The organism is Pseudoalteromonas sp. Bsw20308 (genome assembly GCF_000310105.2).
GTDB classification, from domain to species: Bacteria; Pseudomonadota; Gammaproteobacteria; order Enterobacterales; family Alteromonadaceae; genus Pseudoalteromonas; species Pseudoalteromonas fuliginea.
The window spans coordinates 203,639-226,940 of the sequence record NZ_CP013139.1 but is presented as its reverse complement, the minus strand read 5'-3'; the positions used below and the strand labels follow the sequence as shown (position 1 = coordinate 226,940).

General features: G+C 39.1%; 20 protein-coding genes. 14 read left to right on the top strand and 6 right to left on the bottom strand.

Going from position 1 to position 23,302, the window contains the following annotated elements; all coding sequences use genetic code 11:
• Positions 1-115 precede the first annotated feature (115 nt).
• Positions 116-1,342 (top strand): threonine/serine ThrE exporter family protein, encoded by a 1,227-nt coding sequence (locus D172_RS18285; protein ID WP_008134486.1) that lies wholly within the window; start codon positions 116-118, stop codon positions 1,340-1,342.
• A gap of 369 nt (positions 1,343-1,711) precedes the next feature.
• On the opposite strand, the gene D172_RS18280 is transcribed toward D172_RS18285, so the two are convergent.
• Together D172_RS18280 and poxB are read right to left on the bottom strand one after the other, a co-directional pair.
• A complete protein-coding gene (locus D172_RS18280; protein ID WP_007377216.1) occupies positions 1,712-2,059 on the bottom strand; it encodes a hypothetical protein in 348 nt (115 codons plus the stop codon).
• Positions 2,060-2,319: 260 nt separating this feature from the next.
• Positions 2,320-4,044 (bottom strand): ubiquinone-dependent pyruvate dehydrogenase, encoded by a 1,725-nt coding sequence (gene poxB / locus D172_RS18275; protein ID WP_007377215.1) that lies wholly within the window; start codon positions 4,042-4,044, stop codon positions 2,320-2,322.
• A 316-nt stretch (positions 4,045-4,360) separates the two neighbouring features.
• Between poxB and D172_RS18270 the strand changes: the two genes are divergently transcribed.
• A complete protein-coding gene (locus tag D172_RS18270; protein WP_007377214.1) occupies positions 4,361-6,016 on the top strand; it encodes an RluA family pseudouridine synthase in 1,656 nt (551 codons plus the stop codon).
• Positions 6,017-6,195: 179 nt separating this feature from the next.
• Positions 6,196-8,100, top strand: coding sequence for a tetratricopeptide repeat-containing diguanylate cyclase (locus D172_RS18265; protein WP_007377213.1), 1,905 nt, complete (start codon positions 6,196-6,198; stop codon positions 8,098-8,100).
• Positions 8,101-8,136: 36 nt separating this feature from the next.
• On the opposite strand, the gene D172_RS18260 is transcribed toward D172_RS18265, so the two are convergent.
• From D172_RS18260 to D172_RS18250, 3 genes are read right to left on the bottom strand one after another with little or no spacing between them, the layout of a single operon-like run.
• Complete coding sequence (locus D172_RS18260) at positions 8,137-8,355, bottom strand: DUF6500 family protein (RefSeq protein WP_007377212.1); 219 nt, start codon at positions 8,353-8,355, stop codon at positions 8,137-8,139.
• A gap of 29 nt (positions 8,356-8,384) precedes the next feature.
• Positions 8,385-8,639 carry a hypothetical protein gene (locus D172_RS18255; RefSeq protein ID WP_007377211.1) on the bottom strand — a complete coding sequence of 85 codons (255 nt, stop codon included), beginning with the start codon at positions 8,637-8,639 and terminating at the stop codon, positions 8,385-8,387.
• Between the two features lie 59 nt (positions 8,640-8,698).
• Positions 8,699-8,953, bottom strand: coding sequence for a hypothetical protein (locus D172_RS18250; protein WP_007377210.1), 255 nt, complete (start codon positions 8,951-8,953; stop codon positions 8,699-8,701).
• 347 nt (positions 8,954-9,300) lie between these two features.
• On the opposite strand from D172_RS18250, the gene D172_RS18245 reads away from it, so the two are divergent.
• Positions 9,301-9,726, top strand: coding sequence for a hemerythrin domain-containing protein (locus D172_RS18245; RefSeq protein ID WP_007377209.1), 426 nt, complete (start codon positions 9,301-9,303; stop codon positions 9,724-9,726).
• An 86-nt stretch (positions 9,727-9,812) separates the two neighbouring features.
• On the opposite strand, the gene D172_RS18240 is transcribed toward D172_RS18245, so the two are convergent.
• Positions 9,813-10,226 carry a hypothetical protein gene (locus D172_RS18240; protein ID WP_007377208.1) on the bottom strand — a complete coding sequence of 138 codons (414 nt, stop codon included), beginning with the start codon at positions 10,224-10,226 and terminating at the stop codon, positions 9,813-9,815.
• A 416-nt stretch (positions 10,227-10,642) separates the two neighbouring features.
• Between D172_RS18240 and D172_RS18235 the strand changes: the two genes are divergently transcribed.
• The 10 genes from D172_RS18235 to D172_RS18190 all read left to right on the top strand — a co-directional run bounded on the left by D172_RS18235 (position 10,643) and on the right by D172_RS18190 (position 23,250).
• Entirely contained in the window at positions 10,643-13,003 is a 2,361-nt protein-coding gene (locus tag D172_RS18235; RefSeq protein WP_007377207.1) for a TonB-dependent receptor, read from the top strand.
• 10 nt (positions 13,004-13,013) lie between these two features.
• Positions 13,014-15,167 carry an FAD-dependent oxidoreductase gene (locus tag D172_RS18230; RefSeq protein ID WP_007377206.1) on the top strand — a complete coding sequence of 718 codons (2,154 nt, stop codon included), beginning with the start codon at positions 13,014-13,016 and terminating at the stop codon, positions 15,165-15,167.
• A 2-nt stretch (positions 15,168-15,169) separates the two neighbouring features.
• Complete coding sequence (locus tag D172_RS18225; RefSeq protein WP_007377205.1) at positions 15,170-15,988, top strand: DUF547 domain-containing protein; 819 nt, start codon at positions 15,170-15,172, stop codon at positions 15,986-15,988.
• Positions 15,975-17,309, top strand: coding sequence for an ABC transporter substrate-binding protein (locus D172_RS18220; RefSeq protein ID WP_007377204.1), 1,335 nt, complete (start codon positions 15,975-15,977; stop codon positions 17,307-17,309). The genes D172_RS18225 and D172_RS18220 overlap by 14 nt, the downstream gene beginning before the upstream one ends.
• Positions 17,306-19,060 (top strand): ABC transporter permease, encoded by a 1,755-nt coding sequence (locus tag D172_RS18215; RefSeq protein WP_007377203.1) that lies wholly within the window; start codon positions 17,306-17,308, stop codon positions 19,058-19,060. Before D172_RS18220 ends, D172_RS18215 begins: the two co-directional genes overlap by 4 nt.
• 73 nt (positions 19,061-19,133) lie before the next feature.
• On the top strand, positions 19,134-19,772 hold the full coding sequence (locus tag D172_RS18210; RefSeq protein WP_007377202.1) for an ATP-binding cassette domain-containing protein: 639 nt from the start codon (positions 19,134-19,136) through the stop codon (positions 19,770-19,772).
• 32 nt (positions 19,773-19,804) lie between these two features.
• Positions 19,805-20,485: a CDP-alcohol phosphatidyltransferase family protein gene (locus tag D172_RS18205; protein ID WP_007377201.1), complete on the top strand. Its 681-nt coding sequence runs from the start codon at positions 19,805-19,807 to the stop codon at positions 20,483-20,485.
• On the top strand, positions 20,478-21,269 hold the full coding sequence (locus D172_RS18200; RefSeq protein ID WP_007377200.1) for a sterol desaturase family protein: 792 nt from the start codon (positions 20,478-20,480) through the stop codon (positions 21,267-21,269). Before D172_RS18205 ends, D172_RS18200 begins: the two co-directional genes overlap by 8 nt.
• Before the next feature lie 276 nt (positions 21,270-21,545).
• Positions 21,546-22,253 carry a hypothetical protein gene (locus tag D172_RS18195; RefSeq protein ID WP_007377199.1) on the top strand — a complete coding sequence of 236 codons (708 nt, stop codon included), beginning with the start codon at positions 21,546-21,548 and terminating at the stop codon, positions 22,251-22,253.
• A gap of 34 nt (positions 22,254-22,287) precedes the next feature.
• On the top strand, positions 22,288-23,250 hold the full coding sequence (locus D172_RS18190) for a hypothetical protein (protein ID WP_237113709.1): 963 nt from the start codon (positions 22,288-22,290) through the stop codon (positions 23,248-23,250).
• The last annotated feature ends 52 nt before the right edge of the window (positions 23,251-23,302 follow it).

The window sequence follows — 23,302 nt, the reverse complement described above, 5'->3', positions numbered from 1 at the left end:
AATGACTAGACACACACCAATTAGTGTTTAAAATCGCGCCCATCAAACGTGGGCAGTTTTAGCTGTATTGTCTATATTTTTAGCTTAGTTATCGCAATATTTGGTCCAAAAAGATTTGAAAACTGCAACCTTTACAGAAAAACGCAAATTTATCGTTAAATTGGGTAAAATGCTTCACAAGTATGGTACGCCTGCTTACCGCCTAGAAGCCCACCTAATGGAAGTGGCTACCTATTTAGGACTTAAATCGTCGTTTGTTATGTCGCCAACTTCGGTAACGTTTGTTATTTGGACTGATGGCCACGAAGACGAGTACACCCATGTTGCTCGTGTAGACCCTGGCGATCACGATTTAGGCTCACTTGCCGATACCGACGACCTTGTAAACCAAATGCTTGACGACAAGTTAACTTTACAAGAAGTTGACGCCCAGTTAGATGCTATTTACGACATGCCAAACCCATACAATAAACTTGTTACGGGCGTTGCCTTTGCAACTTCTGGTGGTGCGTTTGCCATGTTAATGGGTACTAGCTGGACTGATGTTATTTGGTCATCGCTACTTACTTTGGTTGTTTATGTGTTTGTACTTTGGTCTGGACGCTCAAAACGCGTAGCTCATATGCTTGAGCCATTGGTAGCCATAATATCGGCAATACTTGCATGTGCAGTAAGCGTGTACATAACGCCCGAAATAAACATACGCTTGGTGGTACTTTCGGCCATTATTGTGTTTATACCCGGTTTAGCACTTGCGCTTGGCTTAGCAGAGCTTGCAGCACGGCATTTAGTGTCGGGTACAGCAAGAGTCATGGACTCGTTTATGCTGTTATTTAAACTCTATTTTGGCGGTTTTATTGGTATAGGTATTGGCTTTGCACTCTTTGGGCAAGCTGACTTTGTACAACCTGATCCTCTACCAAAGTGGACAGCATGGCTGGCTATATTTTTACTTTGTAGCAGCCTAATCGTTATTTTTAGAACCAAACTTAAACACGCAGTTTGGTCTATTGCATCAGGATTTATAGCGTACGGCACAAGTATTGGCTCAGCTATGTATCTTGATTACACGTTAGGTACGTTTGTGGGTGCTTTATCGGTGGGTATATTTAGTAACTTGTTTAACCGTGTTGCTAATGCGCCGGCCTCTATTGTAGCCATGCAAGGCTTAATTGTATTAGTACCAGGTAGCAAAACCTATATTGGCTTAAACTCACTCATTGAAGGCCAAGACTTTATATATGCAGAGCATATAGGCCAGCAAACGTTTTTAATATTTATGTCGCTTGTTGCAGGACTAATATTTGCAAACGTCGCCCTACCGCCTAAAAAGAGTTTGTAAGTGATACTGAGCACTCGCTTTACTTTAATTGAGTAAAGCGAGTGAAACGTTAAGCTAAAAACAACCGCCAAGTAGCAATTGAGGCCAATACTAAGTGTTTTAGCTCATTACATTGCACTTGAGTCAAACTCAAAAACCTCATAGTGATTCCAACGTAAAAACAGTTCACCGCTTTCTAAATAACCTGAACTCTGGATAATAAATCTATCTCAAGCAGCTATTTTCAGCGCTAACTGCGTTGAATTTACTTGCAATAGGCCAGCTATTGACGCGTAAATTCGCCTTGTTTTCACTAAAAATCTCTGGCTAGAGAAAATAAATTTAAATATCACTATGATTCAATATTTTAGTAAATCTCTTAACCAGAGTTCAGGTTAAATACAGATTTATGTCATCACTTGATGGATAGCAAAAATCATCCCAGTGATCACAAAAAACTATCCAAGGTAGGGCTAATGCTGTTTCTTGATCCCAGCAAATTGTTACTGTTTGCGAATCATTTACTAAGCCCTTTAACCATTGGCGTGTTAACTCACTCCCTTGTGTGGAGTCGAATCTTTTTGCTCCAACCGGAAAGTTAATGGGTGTGGCGGCAATTAATGCTCTTGCTTGATCTTCACTCAATGGATTGAGTTTATTTAATGTAGCTTTAGAAAAATCACCATGGGATGAGCTAATCCAGCGCCATGCTAAAGAAAAGTCTTCAATTTTAATCAACGCTCTATACCTACTTTTATAAACACGTAATTGACCTCATAGGTTATTACTATTACCTACTCTATACAAACCTCATGCTATTTTACTTTTAGTTCAACAAGTTAAAAGAAAGCACTATGGTTTATTAATATTTAAGAAAGTATGTCCGACGTTTTTTACATTACGTGAAAGGCATACCTTTGCAATAAGCACATAATAGAGGACATTATTGCTTCATACTTCCCTATTGAGCCAAAATACTCAATAGGGAAGTAACTTAACTAACGTAACCAATTAGTTTTACCCAGTTCGACAACTTCATCGCCTTTTCCATTTATTAACGCCTTCATCATGTAAACACTAAAGCCTTTTGCTTGCTCTAATTTGATTTGCGGCGGCATTGAAAGCTCTTGTTTTGCAGTATCGACTTCTAAAACAACAGGCCCTGAGTGGTCCATCATTTCGTTCATTGCCGATGATAATTTTTCAGGGTCGTCCACATGAATCCCTTTTAAGCCACAGGCTTGTGCAATGTTAGCAAAGCTTGGGTTTTCTAAATCGGTATCGCTTGATAAAAACCCACTGGCTTTCATTTCCATAGCCACAAAACTAAGTGAGCGATTATTATAAACAACAATCTTTATTGGTAAATTAAGCTGCTTAAGTGAGATTAAATCCCCCATTAACATCGAAAAGCCACCATCACCACACATTGCAATGACTTGGCGATCTCTATCTACAGATTGAACCCCCATTGCCTGCGACATAGCATTTGCCATAGAGCCATGATTAAACGATCCTATTAAGCGGCGTTTTCCATTCATTGATAAATAACGCGCAGCCCACACTGTTGGCGTACCTACATCGCAAGTAAAAACAGCATCGTCAGCCGCTTGCTCGTTGAGTAAACGTGTTAGGTATTGCGGGTGAATTAAATTTTGCGAGGTTTTGCCACTGGCAAGTTCATCAAGATCTTGTCGAGACTCTTTGTAATTTTTAACACATTTTTGTAAGTGCGAACTTGTCCGTTCACCTTTAATATAATCAAGTAATGTGGCCACTGAATTTTTTGTATCCCCTAGCACGCCACAGTCAATTTGTACGTGTCGCCCGAGTGACGCAGCCTGATTATCAATTTGTAATATGGTGGTATTTTCGGGATAAAAAGCACGATAAGGAAAACTAGTACCAATCATAAGTAACGTATCGGCTTCTTGCATTGCATGATAGCCCGATGCAAAGCCAATAAATCCGGTCATACCAACATTGTAAGGATTATCGTATTCAATAAACTCTTTACCACGCATAGCATGCACAATTGGCGCTTGTAATTTGCCGGCTAGCGCAACAATTTCGTCGTGGGCATCCTTACAGCCAGCACCACACAATAAGGTTACTTTTTTACTTTTATTAAGATGAGTCGCCATTGCTTCAATATCAGATAAAGCGGGGGTATACGTTGCTGGTTTTGGCACGTTCCATTTTGGCTTAATAGCTTTAGGCATATCTTTTAATGCAATGTCGCCAGGTAGCACAAGTACACTCACGCCTTTGTTTAGTATTGCTTGTCGCATTGCGGTTTCTAGCAGGTACGTCATTTGCTCAGGGCTCGACACCATTTCACAATACACACTGCATTCTTTAAATAATTCTTGCGGATGGGTTTCTTGAAAATAACTACTGCCAATTTCAGATGAAGGAATGTGTGCGGCAATAGCTAATACCGGTACATTATTACGCTGACAATCAAATAAGCCGTTAATTAAATGAAGATTACCTGGCCCGCAAGAACCCGCACACACCGCAAGATCCCCTGATAAATGCGCTTCGCCACCTGCTGCAAATGCGGCAACTTCTTCATGTCGCGTTCCTAGCCATTCAATTGTGCCCATTCTTCGCAGACTTTCACTAATGCCATTAAGTGAATCGCCAGTTACTCCCCAAATACGTTTTACGCCAGCTTGATCAAGAGTTTTAGTGATAAAACTTGCGATATTTTGACTCATAATATAGAACTCCTAAATATTCAGTTATTCTGTAAATTGATTTTTCGTCTCTGATCTATCAGGTAAGTCATCGTTTCGAAATGCGCTCAATTATTGAGAATCGATAAGCTTAAATATTTTGATAATGATAGATATATTACTACTGATACTTTACTAACAAACGCCTAGGTTTGCTGCGCCCCCATACTGATACATAAAACATGAATGTCCGCTTTAAAGTGTTTATGAATATGCGGGTGCGAGATTTTTAGTTGCTTAACTATGAATATGTTATTATGCGCTCAATTATTTTACTGAATGCTTTTCTCTTACTTCTATGTCAAATTCTGCTTCGTGCTTTACATTATTTTCTCAAAATATTGATGCTCTCGCGCTTCCTGAAAAGTTTACTTTCCCTTTTTATTACGAGCCGCAAGCATTAGCTGTAGCAGCCACTAAACAATTACAGCAACAACTTGAAACGTTAACGCATTTAAAAGCAGAAAATGCAGGTAAAATGTTTGGAGTTTTAGTGGTGCAAAATGCTAAGCAACAATTAGGCTTTTTAAGTGCTTATTCGGGACAAATTGAAGGTGATAAAGGTAATATTAGCTTTGTGCCGCCTGTTTCTAGCATGCAACTTCAAGACGATACCTATTTGGCTCAAAGTAAAATAATTAACGATATTAATGCTCAAATTGAGCAGTTAGAAAATAGCGAACAACTGCTTGAAGTTAATAGCAAACTTGATGATGCAACACAGAGCTACCAGCAAGCGCTATTAGCTCAACAGGCGGTAATGCAAGCCGGTCGTCAGCAACGAAAAATACAACGTACCGAAGGTGAATTAGAACTTAGCGAAAGTGATTTTGAGCAGTTAAAAAATAAGCTTGCAGGGCAAAGCATCGTAGAAAAAAAGCAACTACTGGCACTTAAAGCCTATTGGCAAAATATAATCGAGTCACTGCAGCAAACACACATCAATATTTCTGATGAAATTGCTCATTTAAAAAAACGCCGTAAAACGCTTTCTAAAAGCTTACAAAAAAAGCTATTTGCACAGTACCAATTTTTAAATGCAAATGGTGAAACTACAGATTTAAATGCTATTTTTGCAGCATTACCTGAGCACACTCCTCCTTCGGGTGCTGGCGATTGTGCTGCGCCTAAATTATTACAATACGCCTATAAACATGACTTAAAGCCACTTGCTATGGCTGAATTTTGGTGGGGAGCAACGCCTAAATCAGCAATTAGGCAGCATAAAAATTACTACCCTTCTTGTTACAGTAAATGCCAACCAATACTTGGGCATATGTTAAAGGGTTTAGATGTTGAAGATAACCCGCTACTTATCAACCCAGCCAAGGGTAAAGATTTAAGTATTGTTTATAAAGATGACGACTTACTTGTGGTAAATAAGCCCGCTGAGTTTTTATCGGTACCTGGCGTTAATATTGATGACTCAGTTTATATGCGAATCAAAACGCAGTTTCCAGAGGCATCAGGCCCACTAATTGTACACAGATTAGATATGTCGACTTCTGGGTTATTGATGATTGCACTTAATAAACGCGTGCACAAAGCACTGCAAAAGCAGTTTATTGAACGCACCATAGATAAACGTTATGTCGCATTAGTTAATGGTAACGTGGCTGAGGATAGCGGAGTAATTGATTTACCCTTAGTGCTCGACTTTGATGATAAACCGCGCCAAATGGTGTGTTACACACACGGTAAGCCATCACTTACTACCTGGCAGGTTTTAGAGCGTAATAACAATATTACCCGATTACAGTTATACCCTAAAACAGGGCGAACTCATCAATTAAGAGTGCATTGTGCGCACAGCTTAGGTTTAAACATGCCAATTATAGGCGACACACATTACGGACAAAAAGCCGATAGATTACATTTACATGCAGAATACTTAGCATTTACTCACCCAATTACGCTTAAACGATTAGAGTTTGAAGTAGCTGCTGATTTTTAATAAATGCATATGGCCACAACTGCTATATTATACAAATTATGGTTTTTATTAGTTAAATTGAAATCGTTTATGATTAAGTTTTTTCAAAAAAAAATATAAAAATAGATTCAAGAAATAGCTTAACAAACAATGTAAACAAAATTATTTCACTGATAAAAATAAGTCATCAAAGGGTTAAAATGACTAGCAATATACAAATAAACATTTTAGATAATACTTTATGGGCAAAGTGTATTGCTCTAGTCTCGTTTTTACTTTTGTGTAATTTTGCCTCAGCTAACGATGAGCCATATCCGCAAAATTACCAAGCGGCTCAAGCTCTCATTAATAACATAAAACTAAATGAAATAGACTATCTTCAAAATGAAGACAAACTCGCTCAGGCGTTTAAAATAAGCAAAGAGCAAAATTGGGAAAAACTTCATCTAGAAGCGGCCGCTTTGTATGCGGAGCTACTTTTTAGACAAGAAAAATACGAGGCGTTAAACACACACTTGTCTTATTACTTAAAGAACAAAGAGTTACCAAATCAAAAAAGTGTTCATTTATTATTTCTCGAATCACAACTGAAGTCTTTAGCGAGAAAGCCAAACCCAGCTCCAGCACTAATACTAGCCACGAAATTAGAAGAGAGCTTGCAACAGTATTCGGCTAAAGAAAAAATCATTATTTTACGAGCACTTGCTTACTATTACACCGATACAGATGCACTGAAAAAAACCCTAAATGTTGCACTGGAGGGGCTAGAATTAGCATTAAAAGATGACGACTCAGCATCTCAAGGATACTTTTTTAGAAAAATAGCCGATGCATACAATTATCTAAATGAAAAAGACAAAGCCGTATATTATGCAAAGAAAGCGGTTGAAGCATATGAAAAAACGCAAGATGGGCTTTTTACTGCAAAAGCATATTGGAGTTTAAGTAATGTATTGCTTGAGATAGAAAAACCTAAAGATGCCTTAATATATCTAAACAAAGCATTATTTTATTTTAAAAAAGTTAATGCGCAAAAAGGCCTAACCTTTGCCCAATACTCAATTGCCAGTATTGAGTACTTACAAGCAAACTACGACAGAGCCTTAACTTTAACTAAAGAAAACATTGAGCTCGCTCGTTCTGCAGGTATTTACGACATGCAACTTGCATCGCTCATTTTGTTAGCTGACATATATATAAAACTAGATTTACTTGATCAAGCAAATGAAGCAAACGATGAGGTATTTTTAAAATTAGATAAATTCAGCCGCAGCATTTATAAAGCCGAGTTTCTAAGTAAACGCTATGAGTTAAAGCGACACCTTAACTATACTGACGAGGCTTTTGAAGCAATTGAACAAAAGCTCCTTTATACAAAAAAACACTACGAAGCAACCAGTGAAAATAATATAAAAACACTGCAGGTCAAGTTTGAAGTAAAAGAACAAGAAGAAAAAATACAACAACTAGAATACGCAAAAGACATTAGTGAACTGCAAGCAAAAGAAGAGTACCAAAAAAAAATAATTTGGCGACTTAGCGCTGCTATTGCGTTTATTTTAGTTATTGTTTCATTCTTTTTATTTTACAAACAGTCTCGACAACGTCAAAAATATCACGATATTTCATTAACAGATTATCTAACAAATAGCCCTAATCGTAGAGGAATAATGCGCGCAGCAGAAGCAAAGCTTGATGAAGGTAAAATGACGATAGCAATTGTTGACTTAGACTACTTTAAAAAAGTTAACGACCAATTTGGTCACGATGCTGGAGATTTAGTTCTTATTGCCTTTGCAAAAGCTGTAAAAGAAACACTAAGTGGTGATCATCAGTTTGGCCGCTACGGCGGCGAAGAATGGTTGTTTGCACTAAATTCAGTTGACGAACTAGCTATTCGAAATATATTTGACCAGCTCGCCACTAGGTTTACCGAGCATTGTAGTAATATAAAAGACCTTCCTAGTGATACAAAAATCACTTTTAGTGTGGGAGCCTCTGTAAGTAGCCCTTTAAAAAGCACACTGGATGTTCTTATTAAGCATGCAGATAAATTACTTTATAAAGCAAAAGAAAACGGAAGAAACCAAGTCGTTGTTGATTAAATAAACACAGCTAGAAGTACTTGCTCAGTTTATTGACTAAAGTCCATCTAAAACCATCTGTTTAATTTTATGTGCTTTTACAAAATGATCTAATTTATGGGTGTGTATCCACCAAGTAGCGGCCTCCATAAGTAGCTCTGGGTCGTCGTTTTTATTGGCAAAAAATGCATAAAAAGAAAGCCCCACATTTTCGCCTTTAGCTGCTATTTTTTTATCGCATACGGTAATTATTTTTGCTCTTAGTTCTTCTCTCATACATACCTTATTTAATTATATTTTTACTATTAAAATACGCCATTTAAAACGCTAACGATTAGCTGTAAAAGGCTTCTATCAACCAAGCCATGATTCTCAAGCTCTTTATTAGGCGTATTTACTTTTGCAGCTTTGCATTCATTATCTAATGTCTCATTTTTACGTGTATCGGTTTCGTATGCAATATCTGCTTGTTCCATACATTTTGCCGAGCCTGCGTAAGGCTTCGCCGTACAAGCGCTTAGTAATAATAAAAGTGAAATTGCTATCAACAATTGCTTCATAACCAATCCTATTTTTACGCAACTTATTTACTTTAAATCACAGCTGCAAGTTAGCCTATTTACTTTTTTACCAACATTACAAAAAATTCAAAAAAGAACGTACCGATGGCATCAAAAAAAGTGTCGTTTTTTTCATCCTTTTTAATTTGTGCGCTAATGCATTGATTATAAACCTGTGAGCTTGTTTGAGCACCATTCCGATCAAACGTTTCAGCTTTTTCAATGCATAAGTTAGGGTCAGAACGCGAGGCAGTACTACATGCACTCAGTAGAGCGCACAGCAATAATGCGGCGATGGGGGTTTTTATGTTCATCCTTAAACTATCCTATTAAGTTAACGTGCTACCTGCATTTATACCGATTGATGTTATATGTGGGAGTAACATATAGGTTGTACCTAAATAACGCTGCTACTTTATCACTGCAATAAAATAAACAACCAGTAAATATTTGTAAGGTTCTGTAGGGATTTATACTCACTTTTATAATTGAACTACGCAAAAACCTGAAATTATTGCATTCATGCAAATGTAAAATTTACAGTGATAGCAGCCTAATAATAAAAAAATTAAAATATATTCATTAAAATACAATAACTTAATATTTGGCATTTCGTTTGCTAGTTAGTGTTATAAGCAAATAAATTGTAAAAGGACTAATTATGAATATTTTTGAAGCACTACGTCACGATCACGACAAACAACGAAAATTGGTAGATGCGCTTATTCAAACACACGGCGACACAGAGCAGCGCCACAAGTTAATGGATGAGCTAAAAACAGAATTAGAAGATCACGCAAAATTTGAAGAACGTTACTTTTATAACCCACTTATGTTTGATGACTTAACTCATGAAAAAGCACGCCACAGCGTAGCTGAACATCACGAAATTGATGAATTAATTGAACAACTCGAAGATACAGAAATGAGCTCGTCTGCATGGTTAGTTACAGCTAAAAAGCTGCACCATTTGGTACATCATCATTTAAGTGAAGAAGAACACGAAGTGTTTCAATTAGCGGGGAAAGCACTTAACGAAGGGCAAAAAGAGAGCCTTGCTGAGCAATATAACGATGCTATGTACTAGTTGCATAACATATAAATCGACTTCCACACACTCCCTGTGTACTTATTGGTTATAAGCCATATGGCTTATAACCATTTTTTCTTTTACTACTTCACAGTAAATTTCACGTCTTGGTCGCGTAATAAGTAAAGTGCAAAACACGCAGCCCACATTGGCCATGCAGTGAAGAATAATAAGTTGTTGAAGCCATCAATGTATTGGTTATAAGATGAAAGCGTAGACAAACCATGCATCACAAAAATCACACCATAAGTAATGCGTTTTTTAATACCCGCTAAAAATGCCAATACTAATACAAGTTGCAGAGCACCGATAACATAAGCAACCATGTCTGATGAACCGCTGATCCCATAAAAGTGCTCGAAAATACGTGCGCTATGGCCTGGATTTACGAATTTATCGAATGTCCACATGATCATTACAATAAAAACGCCCAAACGAAGCGATAAAAGAGACCACTGCAGACGATTTTGTACGTCTGAACTCATTGAACCTGTCATAAAATTCCCTCAAAAATGTATAAATAAACCTTGAAGTAATCAAGACCGTATTAGTTAGTTTTTATTTCAACACAGCGTAATTATTTTTGCTTATTTTACTTTTAGAAAATAAAGCGTGGATTATTTGAAATATGCAGATTTATTATATGGAAGTTAATACATAATAAAAGGTTAACTACCCAAAAGTAGACTACAATAAAAAAGCCGATTAAAAGCAATAATTTACAGGGAATATCATACAATTGCTCTATTGATGTTTCATCCACTAATGAAACAACATTACTTAATTACAGCCCCTAAAAAGCAACTGTTTTTATAATGTTCTATAAACAAAAAGAATCGAAGTTTTACTGAAAGTTATTTTTAAACCTTTCGGTCTTTATCGACATCAACATATAACCGTAGAGAGAAAACGTTTGAAACACGCATACTTGGCTTTATCCTTAGCCGCCATATTAAATACACCACTTAACTCATTTGCAGCTGAAGAATTAAAAATAACAAAAAATGATGTAATAGAGCACATTGAAGTGGCGGGCCAAATTACTAAATCTCTAGGCCTTTCAGTTAAAGATACCACTGTAGATGGCCCGTTTGGTGATAACTTAGCACTACAAGATATAGCCCGCTCGGTAACACCAATTTCAAGTGAGTTAATAGAGCAACTTAATATTACTACGCTACAAGATGTATTAGCAGTAAGCCCTAATACCTATTCAGCGAGTGGCTTTGGTGCACCAAGTTTGCCAACAATTCGCGGACAATTGGGTGAGCTTTTTCAAGATGGTACACGCCGCCAAGCTGGCAATAATGGTTTTGGGGTGCCGTTATCGTTCAACGCAGTAGAACAAATTGATGTTGTAAAAGGCGCACCGCCGGTTCTATTTGGCTCAAGTCAACGTAACGGCGGCTTTGTGAATCTACATTCTAAAAAAGCATCTACCGATGAAAGCAAAGGCAAAGCAAGTTTATCCGCAGGCCGGTGGGATCAATACCGCGTTTTGGTCGATTACAGCGCACCGATTGTAAAAGACAAAGTTGGCTTTAGAGTAAGCGCTGAGCACATAGATAACGGCAGTTACTATGATTTTTCAGGTACTAAAAGTGACAGCCTATTTGCTGCCCTTCGGGTATTACCTGATGACAAGAGCAGCTGGGATCTTAACTTTGAGTTGTACCAAGTTGAATTTACCGATAACGCAGGTATTAACCGCCCAACACAAGCACTCATAGATCATGGCTTATACATTACTGGCCAAGGCGTACAAGCAAATGGCAGTACAATACCAGCGGCTGGTTCTATTGTTTCACCTACTGGGCAAGTAAAAATAGACCGTAGTACGGTACTTACCGATCCTGATAATCAAAACGAAGCCACTACTTACTTATTACACAGCATTTATAAGCGTGAACTTTCCAGTAATGCATCAATAAAAAATATTACGTATTTTCAGCACTTACAACGCGAAGAAATTGCACAAAACAGCTTTGTTGAAATTATAGACGGTGCCGATACCGCGCAAAATCGTACCGAATTGACTTACCAATGGAGCAATGAACAGCAAACAATTTTTGCATTTGATGTGCGCTATAATCGCGTATTAGGCTATAGCCAATTTACTACCGAAGCCGACTTGCCTATTGATTTAACTGGCCCAATTTCAAATCGCCGCATTCCTTTAACTGATGCACAGCAAGCGCGTTTAATTGAAATTAGCCCAGGTGTATTTGTATCCCCTGGTGGTCAGTACGATATTAATAACGATGGCAGCGGCGACTTTAACTTATCAGACACTACCGATTCGCGCTCATGGCAAACGGGTTTTGCTATTCAGCAAGATTCTGATTGGACAGATAAGTTTCATACAAGCGTAGGTTATCGTGTTGATTATTATGATGTAGATGCGCACGACCCAATCGCACCACAAGGTCAAGTTGCAGCAAGTGATAGCATTAATGACACGCTGCAATCGGGTCAAGTTAGCTTTAACTACCGATTAAATGGTGATTACACCACTTACGGTGCAGCAAGTTATAACGAAGCTACATCAAACAGCATGGCTGGCGGTACATCACTGGGTGGCGACAACACAATCAGTGCACAAAATTTTGCTACCGAAAACACCCTTGTTGAGTTTGGTTTAAAATACGCACCAACCGACAGCGATTGGTACGCCGATGGTGCTTTGTTTAGCCAACGTCGTAGTTTACGTAACCGCGATGGAAGCAATACCGGTATTCGTACACAAGGGTTTGAAGGCCAAGTGTTTTACGATGCCTACCCTTATTGGTTAAGTGCCGGCTACAGTTATATTGATGCACGTTACGACAATTCTGCAAGCAGTCAAGATTCAGCACAAGTAGCAGATGCATTTGACAACTCTCGTCCAGATATTATCGCAGGCACCGGTGTTGGTGCGCCAAGCTTTACACCATTTGCACGCTCTAATCGCCAAGTTCAAGGTATTCCTGAGCAATCGTTCAGTTTTAACGGAAATTATTCAATTAATTCGAAATGGCAAACGGGTTTTTCAGGTCTATATACAAAGAGTTACCCATTGGACTTTTTAGCGACGGTAAAAATTCGTGATCAGTACACATTAAACGTAAATACTAGCTATGCTTTTACGCCTAGTACCAAGTTACGATTAGATGTGAACAACGTCACTAATCAAAAAAACTGGCGCCCAGTATTTGAAGGCGGTTACTTTGGTGCAACTTTAGCTTTTCCTGAGTTGCCAATAAACGCCAAGTTAACCCTTACGCATAGTTTTTAAGAGAGAGAACATGATTAAAAAAATATTTCTATTATTGATTGCAGCGGCCGCCGTCGGCCTGTTCTTTCATTTTGACTTACACCAATTACTTACGCTTGATGGCTTAAAAGGGTCAATGGATCAGTTTAGCGATTACAAAGAGCAGTCACCGTTGTTGGTTATTGGTGGGTTCTTTTTACTATACGTAGTTGTAACAGCTCTCTCGTTACCGGGCGCCGCTATTTTAACACTTGCCGCAGGTGCATTGTTTGGCTTGGTAGAGGGTTTATTAGTTGCATCTTTTGCCTCAACTATTGGCGCAACACTTGCCTTTTTAGTATCGCGTTACTTACTACGCGACACTATTAAACAACGTTTTCCTGAGCGCTTAGCCGCAATTGATGCAGGCGTTGAAAAAGAAGGTGGATTTTACTTATTTACTCTTCGTTTAGTGCCGGTGTTTCCGTTCTTTTTAATAAACCTACTAATGGGTGTTACCTCAATAAAGTCATGGACTTATTACTGGGTAAGCCAAGCAGGTATGCTAGCCGGTACGTTTGTATTTGTTAATGCAGGTACGCAACTGGCGCAAATAGAGAGCTTATCTGGAATTTTATCATTCAACTTAATCTTATCATTCGCTTTATTGGGTATTTTTCCATTCATTGCTAAAGGAATCTTAAACGTGTTTAAAAAACGTCGCGTATACAAAAACTACACTAAACCTAAAAAATTCGACCGTAACATGATTGTTATTGGTGCAGGCGCTGGTGGTTTAGTAACAAGTTATATTGCTGCTGCGGTTAAAGCAAAAGTAACCCTTATTGAAGCGGGCGAAATGGGCGGCGATTGTTTAAACTACGGTTGTGTTCCAAGTAAAGCAGTCATTAAAAGCGCTAAAATTGCAGAGCAAATTCGCCACGGTGAAAACTATGGCTTAGAAAACATAACTCCACAGTTTTCGTTCAAAAAAGTAATGGCACGTGTACATAAAGTAATTGCAGATGTAGCACCACACGACAGTGTTGAGCGCTACACCAATCTAGGCGTAGATGTAGTAAAAGGTTACGGTAAATTAATCGACCCATGGACTGTAGAAATTAAACTTAACGATGGCGGCACGCAAACACTCACCGCTCGTACTATTGTTATTGCCACTGGCGCACGCCCGTTTGTACCGCCACTACCTGGTATTGAAGAAACAGGCTATGTAACAAGCGATACATTGTGGAATAAATTTGCAGAGCTAGACGAAGCACCTAAAAAACTTGTAGTACTTGGTGGTGGTCCAATTGGTAGCGAATTAGCACAAAGCTTTGCACGTTTAGGTTCAAGCGTTACGCAAATTGAAATGGCGGAGCGCATCATGATCAAAGAAGATCTTGAAGTGTCTACTTTTGCTCACGAAGCGTTAACCGAAAGTGGCGTTAATATTTTAACATCGCACCAAGCACTTCGCTGTGAAGCTCGCGATGGTAAAAAGTATATTGTTGTTAAACATAACGACAAAGAAATAGATATTGAATACGACGAGCTATTATGTGCCGTTGGTAGAAGTGCACGCCTTAAAGGTTATGGCCTTGAAGAGCTAGGCATTGAAACAAACCGTACAGTAGTAACTAACGAATACCTAGAAACACTGTACCCTAATATTTTTGCAGCAGGCGATATTGTAGGTCCATACCAATTTACACATGTGGCAGCCCATCAGGGTTGGTACGCTGCGGTAAATGGCTTATTTGGTCACCTTAAAAAGTTTAAAGTAGATTACCGTGTTATTCCGTGGACTACGTTTATTGACCCAGAAGTAGCACGTGTTGGCTTAAACGAGCAAGACGCAATAGACAAAGGCATAGATTACGAAATCACTCGTTTTGAATTTGAAGAGCTAGACCGTGCAATTACCGATAGCGCCACTAAAGGCTTTATTAAAGTAATTACACCCAAAGGCAAAGATAAAATATTGGGTGTTACTGTAGTATCTGAACACGCTGGCGATTTAATTGCTGAGTTTGTACTGGCAATGAAACACGGCTTAGGTCTTAACAAAATACTCGGTACTATACACAGCTACCCTACTTGGGCTGAAGGTAATAAATACGCAGCAGGTGAGTGGAAACGCGCTCATGCACCTGAAAAAGTGCTTAACTTGCTTGAAAAATACCACACTTGGCGTCGAGGTTAATTATGTTTAAAACACCTCTAAAAGCATTGCTACTTGGTTCGGCTTTAGTTGTAACATCGTTTGCAACGTCATTTTCGGCTCAAGCCCAAAACATGCACGATAGCTGGAATACATTGTTAAATAAGCATGTTGTCGCTATTAACCATAATCACAGTACTGAGGTTGATTACGCTGCCATAAAACGTGAGCATGCACAGCTAAAAATGTATTTAGATTCGTTAACGGCTGTAACGCAAAGCGAATTTGACGCATGGGAAAAACCTAAGCAACTCGCTTTTTTAATCAATGCATATAACGCATGGACTGTTGAACTTATATTGACTAAGTATCCAGATCTTAAATCAATCAAAGAGTTAGGGAGTTTTTTTAGCTCACCGTGGAGTAAAGAGTTCATTCCTTTACTTGGCAAAACTCGCAGCCTTGATGATATAGAGCACGGTTTAATACGTGGCAGCGGGAAATACAACGACCCACGCATTCACTTTGCAGTAAATTGCGCGAGTATTGGTTGCCCTGCACTTCGAGAAGAAGCGTATACAGCCACTGATTTAGAGAGCCAATTGCAAGAGCAAACGGTGCGCTTTTTATCAGATATGACACGTAATATGGCCCAAGAAAATACGCTAAGCCTCTCTTCAATATTTAAGTGGTACGGCGATGACTTTGAAAAAGGCTTTCGAGGTGCAAACACGCTACAGCAGTTTTTCTTGCAATACAGCGATGCACTTAAACTGATACCAGCTCAGCAAAAAGCACTTAAAAATGATGACATGGAAGTTAAATTTTTAGACTACAACTGGGATTTAAATGTTCGCCATTAAGTTTTGGCAAACACAGGCGCGATACAGCTTTTGCTGTGTCGCGTTTTACGTTTGTACAATCGCAAATTCAGCTGTTTTTTCGAGCACTGTGTTTGCTAATACCGTTATTACTGCAAATAATAAAAGTGATTTGGTAATACACACACAGCAGCAATCTCGATGGCAACAAGTTCAAGCACTTAGTAGTAATCAAGATGTATACTTTTATGCATGGGGCGGCGACGCACAAATAAATGCTTATATTCAATGGGCAGCCCAGCAAGTTAAAACTAAGTACAACATTAACTTAGTGCATGTAAAACTAAGCGACACCAGCGAAGCGGTAAGCCGTGTACTCGCCGAAAAATCAGCAAACAACAACAGCCAAGGCAGCGTAGATTTAATGTGGATCAACGGGGCTAACTTTGCCACCATGAGTGAGCACTCTCTGCTTTTAAAGCAATGGGCGAGTAAACTCCCCTACTTTGCATTAACCGATGCTGCTAATAACCCTGCTGTAACCTTTGATTTTGGTTTACCTACCAATGGGATGGAAGCGCCATGGGGGCAAGCGTCACTTACGTTTTATTACGACAGCATTGCAATAAATGGTAAGGCAAACAATAAATTGCCGACGACATTAAACGAATTATTAAACTGGAGCGCACAAAACCCTGGTCGCTTTAGTTACCCAAAGCCACCTGACTTTTTAGGTATGAGCTTTTTAAAATACGCCTTAGTTGTACTGCATCAGCAAAGCAGCGAAAATATTAAAGCGCAGCTAAACCAACCAGCTACAACTAAAAATACAACACAAGTGTTAAACCCACTGTGGGACTTTTTAGATAAACTACACCCAACGCTTTGGCGTGGTGGCACTCATTTTATGCAAAGTGGTGCTCAAATGCGCCGCCTTGTGGACGATACAGAGCTGAGTTTAGCCTTTACTTTTTCAGCACCTGAAGTACCCGCAGCTGTAAAACGCTATGATTTACCAAACAGCATTCGCAGCTATGCAATGAGTGATGGCAGTTTAAGTAATACCCATTTTGTGGCAATACCTTACAATGCAAGCCACCAGCAAAGTGCGCAATTAGTGGCTAATTTTTTACTCAGCCCTGAAGCGCAAGCTGAAAAGCAAAAAGCGCATATATGGGGCGATAAAAGCGTACTTATTCAATCAACGTTAACGCCTGAACAACAAGCCTTATTTAAAACAGCTAAACCGCATCCAAGTGCACTGCCTTTAAACAGTATTAAACGCACATTGAGCGAACCTCATCCAAGCTGGGTAAACGCCATTATGCAAGGTTGGCAAACCCGTTATGGAGTAAGCCAATGAGCGTTATTTCAAAAAGTGTACCGATTAATACCAAAGCAACAACGCAGTGCAGCACCGATATGTTTACGCGCATTGTAAAATTTAGCCCGCGATTTTTACTCGCTTTACTTATACTACCCGTACTTGGTGGCTTAATTAGCGTATTGCTGCCTGCCTTTGGTTATGCGCCCGTACTTGAGCAAACAACGTTTAGCTTGCAAGGTTTTAATGCCCTTTGGCAAACACCTGGCCTTACTCAAATGGTTACCTTAAGCGTTGCAACGGGCTTAATAAGTACTCTGCTTGCATTTATCATTACCTTAATGATTTTAGCTGCGTTTTTTAATAGCCCGTGGCTTAACCGAATTCAGCGTTTATTGAGCCCTATATTAGTGATACCTCATGCCGCCGCGGCTATTGCAGTAGGGTTTTTAATTGCCCCTTCAGGTATGATTTCACGCTTAGCGTCGCCTTGGTTAAGCGGCTGGGAACTTGCGCCAAACGGCATGTTTCCGCATGATTCGTTCGGTATTAGTATTATTTTAGGCTTAACACTAAAAGAGCTTCCCTTTTTATTACTAATGGCACTGGGCGTACTTGCTCAACCTGAGCTTGGCAAAAAATTACGCCAACAACATAAGGTTGCGCTTAACTTGGGTTATTGCCCAATGACCGCCTTTTTTAAAGTAATACTGCCAAGCCTTTATCCGCTACTGCGTTTGCCGCTTTTAGCAGTGCTTGCCTATGCAAGCGCAAGTGTAGAAATGCCACTCATTTTAGGCCCAAATACACCACCTACGTTGGCCGTTGCAATAATGCATTGGTTTAACGATGTTGATTTAAACCTGCGTATTAAAGCCTCAGCGGGCGCTTTATTACAACTGGCTGTTACAGGTGGGTTATTAGCCCTTTGGCTTGGCGCAGAAAAGGCCGTAAAAGTGCTATTTAGCGACTCCCTCACTAATGGAGTGCGCGAATACGGCGGATTTTATTGGCAAAAAATAACGGTCGTACTCACCACATTAGTAATTAGCTTTATACTGTTGTCACTTATTGGTCTAGTTATGTGGTCGGTTGCAGGTTTTTGGCGTTTTCCAGATGCAATGCCTGAGCAATTTACGCTACTGCATTTTAAAAGTGCGCTAATGCAAATGGGCAGCCCGCTTTTTAATACGCTAGCAATCGGTTTAGTAACCACACTATTTGCCATTATTCTTACTCTATTGTGTTTAGAATCAGAGCAGTTGAGTGACAAACCTATTTCTCGTTTTACCAGTTTAATTATTTACTTACCGTTATTAGTACCCAGTATTGCCTTTTTGTTTGGGCTAGTATGGATACAACAATTGGTAAATAACCAAGCCGCATTTTTTAATGTGGTACTTACGCATTTACTGTTTGTGTTGCCTTATGTGTTTTTGTCACTTGCGAGCAGTTATAGGCGCTTAGATCCTCGTTTTGCTCATGTTGCAGCAAGCCTAGGCGCAGCGCCATGCAAGGTGTTTTTTAAAGTAAAACTACCTCAGTTGTTTGCCCCTATTTTAATTGCAGCCGCACTGGGCTTAGCAATTAGTTTTGGACAATACCTCCCCACGCTTTTAGCTGGCGGCGGGCGCATAGCCACAATAACAACCGAAGCTGTTACGCTTGCCAATGGCGCAAGCAGACGCACCAGTGCCGTGTACGCTATTATGCAAATGGCGTTGCCACTTATTGGATTTATACTGGCATGGGGTTTACCTAAATATTTTTTCAAAAGTGCACGTGTTTAAAGTACGCAAGTTTAAAAGTGCACATATTTAAAGCCCCATGTTTAACACTATCAATCAGGGTTAAGGTTTTTTAATGCAGTCATCGTTACAGATTAAAAATTGTCAGCTTTATCGCCAAAATGAGCTGCTACTTAGCTTAAACGAGCAAGTTAATGGCGGTGAAATTCTGACTATTATGGGCCCATCAGGCAGTGGTAAATCAAGCTTATTAAATTGGCTTACGGGTACTTTACCAAGTAGCTTTAAGGCCAATGGAGAGGTATGGCTTAATGGTCAAAATATCGATAACACCCCTCCACACTTACGCCATATTGGAGTGCTTTATCAAGACGCTTTATTGTTTTCGCATTTAACTGTTGCTGGTAACATTGCCTTTGCAATGCCTAAAGGTAATAAAAAACAACGCCTTGAAAAAATAGCACACGCACTTGAGCAAGTCGGTCTTAAAGACATGGGTAATCGACACCCCGATAACTTATCGGGCGGGCAACAAGCCCGTGTTGCATTATTACGTATGCTGCTGAGCGAGCCTAAAGCCATTTTACTCGACGAACCCTTTAGCAAACTCGACACCCAACTGCGTATTGATACACGCGAACTCGTGTTTAGCCAAATACGCGATCATAAGCTACCTGCAATTATGGTAACTCATGACCATAGCGACGCCGACGCTGCAAATGGCAAACTCATTACTTTAAATAGCGCACTTTAATTCGTGGCTTTAATACGCATAAGGCAACAAACATGCTAGACAAATTTATCACCCCTGTAATTAAGCCACTTTTAACACCTGTGGTTATGCTTATGCATAAACGCGGCATAACCGCCGATCAGCTCACTGTGGTAGGCTTTTTAGTAGGCTTATTAGCCGTGCCATTACTGGCGTTTGAAATGTGGTACGGCGCATTAGTTGCTATTGCTTTAAATCGCATTTTAGATGGACTTGATGGCGCATTAGCACGCTATGCAAACCAAAGTTCAAGCGCAGGTGGCTTTTTAGATATCACACTCGACTTTTTATTTTACGCGGCTATTCCGCTTGGCTTTATTTTGGCAAACCCTGAGCAAAACGCAATAGCGGGATCGTTATTACTTGCCACTTTTATTGGTACGGGCTCAAGCTTTTTAGCTTTTGCGATTGCCGCCGAAAAATTTAAACTCGAAAAACCGCAATTTAAATACAAAAGCTTTTACTACTTAAACGGCTTAACCGAAGGCACTGAAACAATAGCGCTATTTATTGCATTTTGTATTTGGCCGCAGCACTTTGCAGTTATGGCGAGCATTTTTGCTATTGCGTGTGGCATAACTATTTTTACCCGTATACATGGCGGTTATCACACGCTTAAGCAACAAGAAGCCGATGCTAACAAAGCAGCTGAAAACGTGCCTAGCAGTGCAAATTCTGAGGTAATAAATGACTAATGAAGTATGGTGGCGACTCGGCTGCTTTTTTAGTATTTTAATTATAATGATGCTGCTTGAATCGCAAAAACCAGCACGCCAAGCACCTATTAAAAGCAGTACACGTTGGTTTGCTAATTTTGGGTTAGTGTTTGCTTCATCAGTTATTGCGCGCTTAGTTGTACCCATTGGGTTAACCGCTGTTGCACTTTACAATCAAGAGCACGGCATTGGCTTATTTAATCAAATAGCCCTACCAAGCAGTTTAATTATTATATTGAGCATACTTTTACTCGATATATTAATTTATTGGCAGCATAGATTATTTCATCAAGTGCCTATTTTATGGCGCTTGCACCGTGTACACCACGCCGATGCGCATGTTGATACAAGTACGGGCTTGCGCTTTCACCCTATCGAAATTGTACTGAGCATACTTATAAAACTCATTGCAGTAACTGCTCTTGGCGTACCTGCCATTGCGGTACTTATATTTGAAATAGCACTTAATGGTTTAGCATTATTTAACCATGCAAATATACGCCTACCTAATGCCATTGAAAAACCACTGCGCTTAATACTAATGACGCAAATATTGCATCGAATTCACCATAGCCAAGTGGTTAGTGAAACTAACTCAAACTATGGTTTTAGTGTAATTTGGTGGGATAAATTATTTGGTAGCTACAAAGATAAAGCAAAAAAAGCCGACGCAGATATAAATATTGGCTTAAAAGAATACCCAAGCCAAAAGCAAAATGCCTCATTGTGGGGTTTATTGATCATGCCATTTAAAAATAAGTGAGCTCTACTTAATAATCAACAAATAAACGATTGCACCCTACAATCGAATTAAAATGACTTTACTAAACATATTATTGAATAAAAAGGCAAATAATGGCAACACTCATATTTTATTAGGGCTATAAAATATTAAAATTCAACCTTCTAAAACGAACGTAATAAAGTGTAATAATTATTATTGCTAAATAGAACTACTCTTATCGAACCTGATGTATTGAGCAACGATTGCTCACTTTGGTACTTAGAACTTTAATTTATTATATTGGAGATAAGAGCTATGAGTACAATTACTTGGAATGACGGACGTTCTATTCAACTTACAGGTGGCGATACAGCGCAGTGCGAAAACCTAAAGGCAGGACAGCTTTACGCTGTATTTTTATATAATGCTTCAGGGGAAGACCAAAATATCCCAGTGACCGTAAATATAGGTAACGGCCACCCCCCTAAGACTGTCAATGTCCCAGGAACAACAGGAAATAATGGTCTAGCGGCTTTAGCCCTTATTTCAGGAAACGATACACAAACCGCTAATGTGTCGATTGTGAGCCATCAAAGTGGTGCAAAAATTGATGCATGGATCGGTAGTGTTGGTATGCCAACCAATACATCAGGCATCGAAAACATGCAATTACCATTCAATGGTGAGCTGCAACAATTTAATAAACGCGCTAGATACTACGCAGTACCGGAGTCACGTTGGTATCAGTTGACGCTCAATAGTCCACAAACTCAATTTATCTCTGTTCAGTTTTCAGAGAACCATGCAAAAGTATTTATAAATAACCCTGTGGGCGACCCAAGTAATATAATCGTACCTACAGGTACTGTAGCTGAAGGTTCAAGCTATGAAGTTGTTAAACCACAAGGGCAACCACAAACGATCACTTACCAAGGCCAAGGTAATGGTCAGCAAAAAGTATGGATGAATGCTGATAGTCAGCAAAATTCGTCTGACTCAACCATAGTTGCTCAGTACATTTAAGTTAGCTTTAATGTAACAGGAGTCGATGAATAATATGAAATTTAAAACATCTTCTCCTGAACCATTACAAAGTAATCAAAAACTTAAAGCGCGAAGAACGTTTATTAAACTTTCCTTAAGCTTATTTACATCTACTCTCATTCCCTCTTTTTATAGCAAGGCAATAAGTAACCTAGAAAATTCAAATAGCTGGAGTATAGGAGAAAGAGTAGAGCTCTGTGAAGGACAAACTATAACCTGTACTTCTTTGTTTCCTAAACGTATTTACTGTGTACTTATATACAATATGTCCAAAAATGACAGAAACGTTTTCCTAGATGTAAATTGGAGTAATCAGCAAGCACCAAAAAAAATGACAATTCCAGGCTCAGAAAACAAACAAGGCGATGCATCACTAATTCTAGTTTCAGGTAACGATACATCGACAATTTCGCTGTCGATTACCAGTGGTAACGGTGGACAAATAGAGTGTTTTTTACTCAGTACAGCAATAGAATCTCCTAGCCCGAATCTACCTATTCGACATATTGTTACAGGCGGAAAACGATATATAGTTGAAAAATACCAACACTATCTTGGCCTTATTAATAGAGGTTGGTATCACCTAACATTAGAAAATAAAATTTCCCAGTCAGTTGTTTTACAAATTCAGCACCATCAGGTCATAATTTACATACTAAACCCTACTCAAACTCCACTATTTAATATCACCAGTGTAGGAAGTATTACTAAAAACAAAGACTACCTTATTCAACGCGCCGATTTTGAGGGCCAACCACAACGTATTGAAGTGCTTATTCAAGGGAATGAGGAAACAATAATGTGGGTTGGCGCTTCTAGCAAACAAGCTCTGAACAATACAACTTTAGCTCTGCAAGCGCTGTCTATAACAAGAGTATTGTCTAGGGAAGAGCCCAGTACAGTAAAAAGAAAAGCTTTGCAGTGTTATAGCGATAAAAACAAGGTTTATAGTGGGCCTTGGGTTAACCAACAATGATATTCATTAATCTCAGTTCAAGTTAATTAGATTTTTTGCATAGGCCTTACCG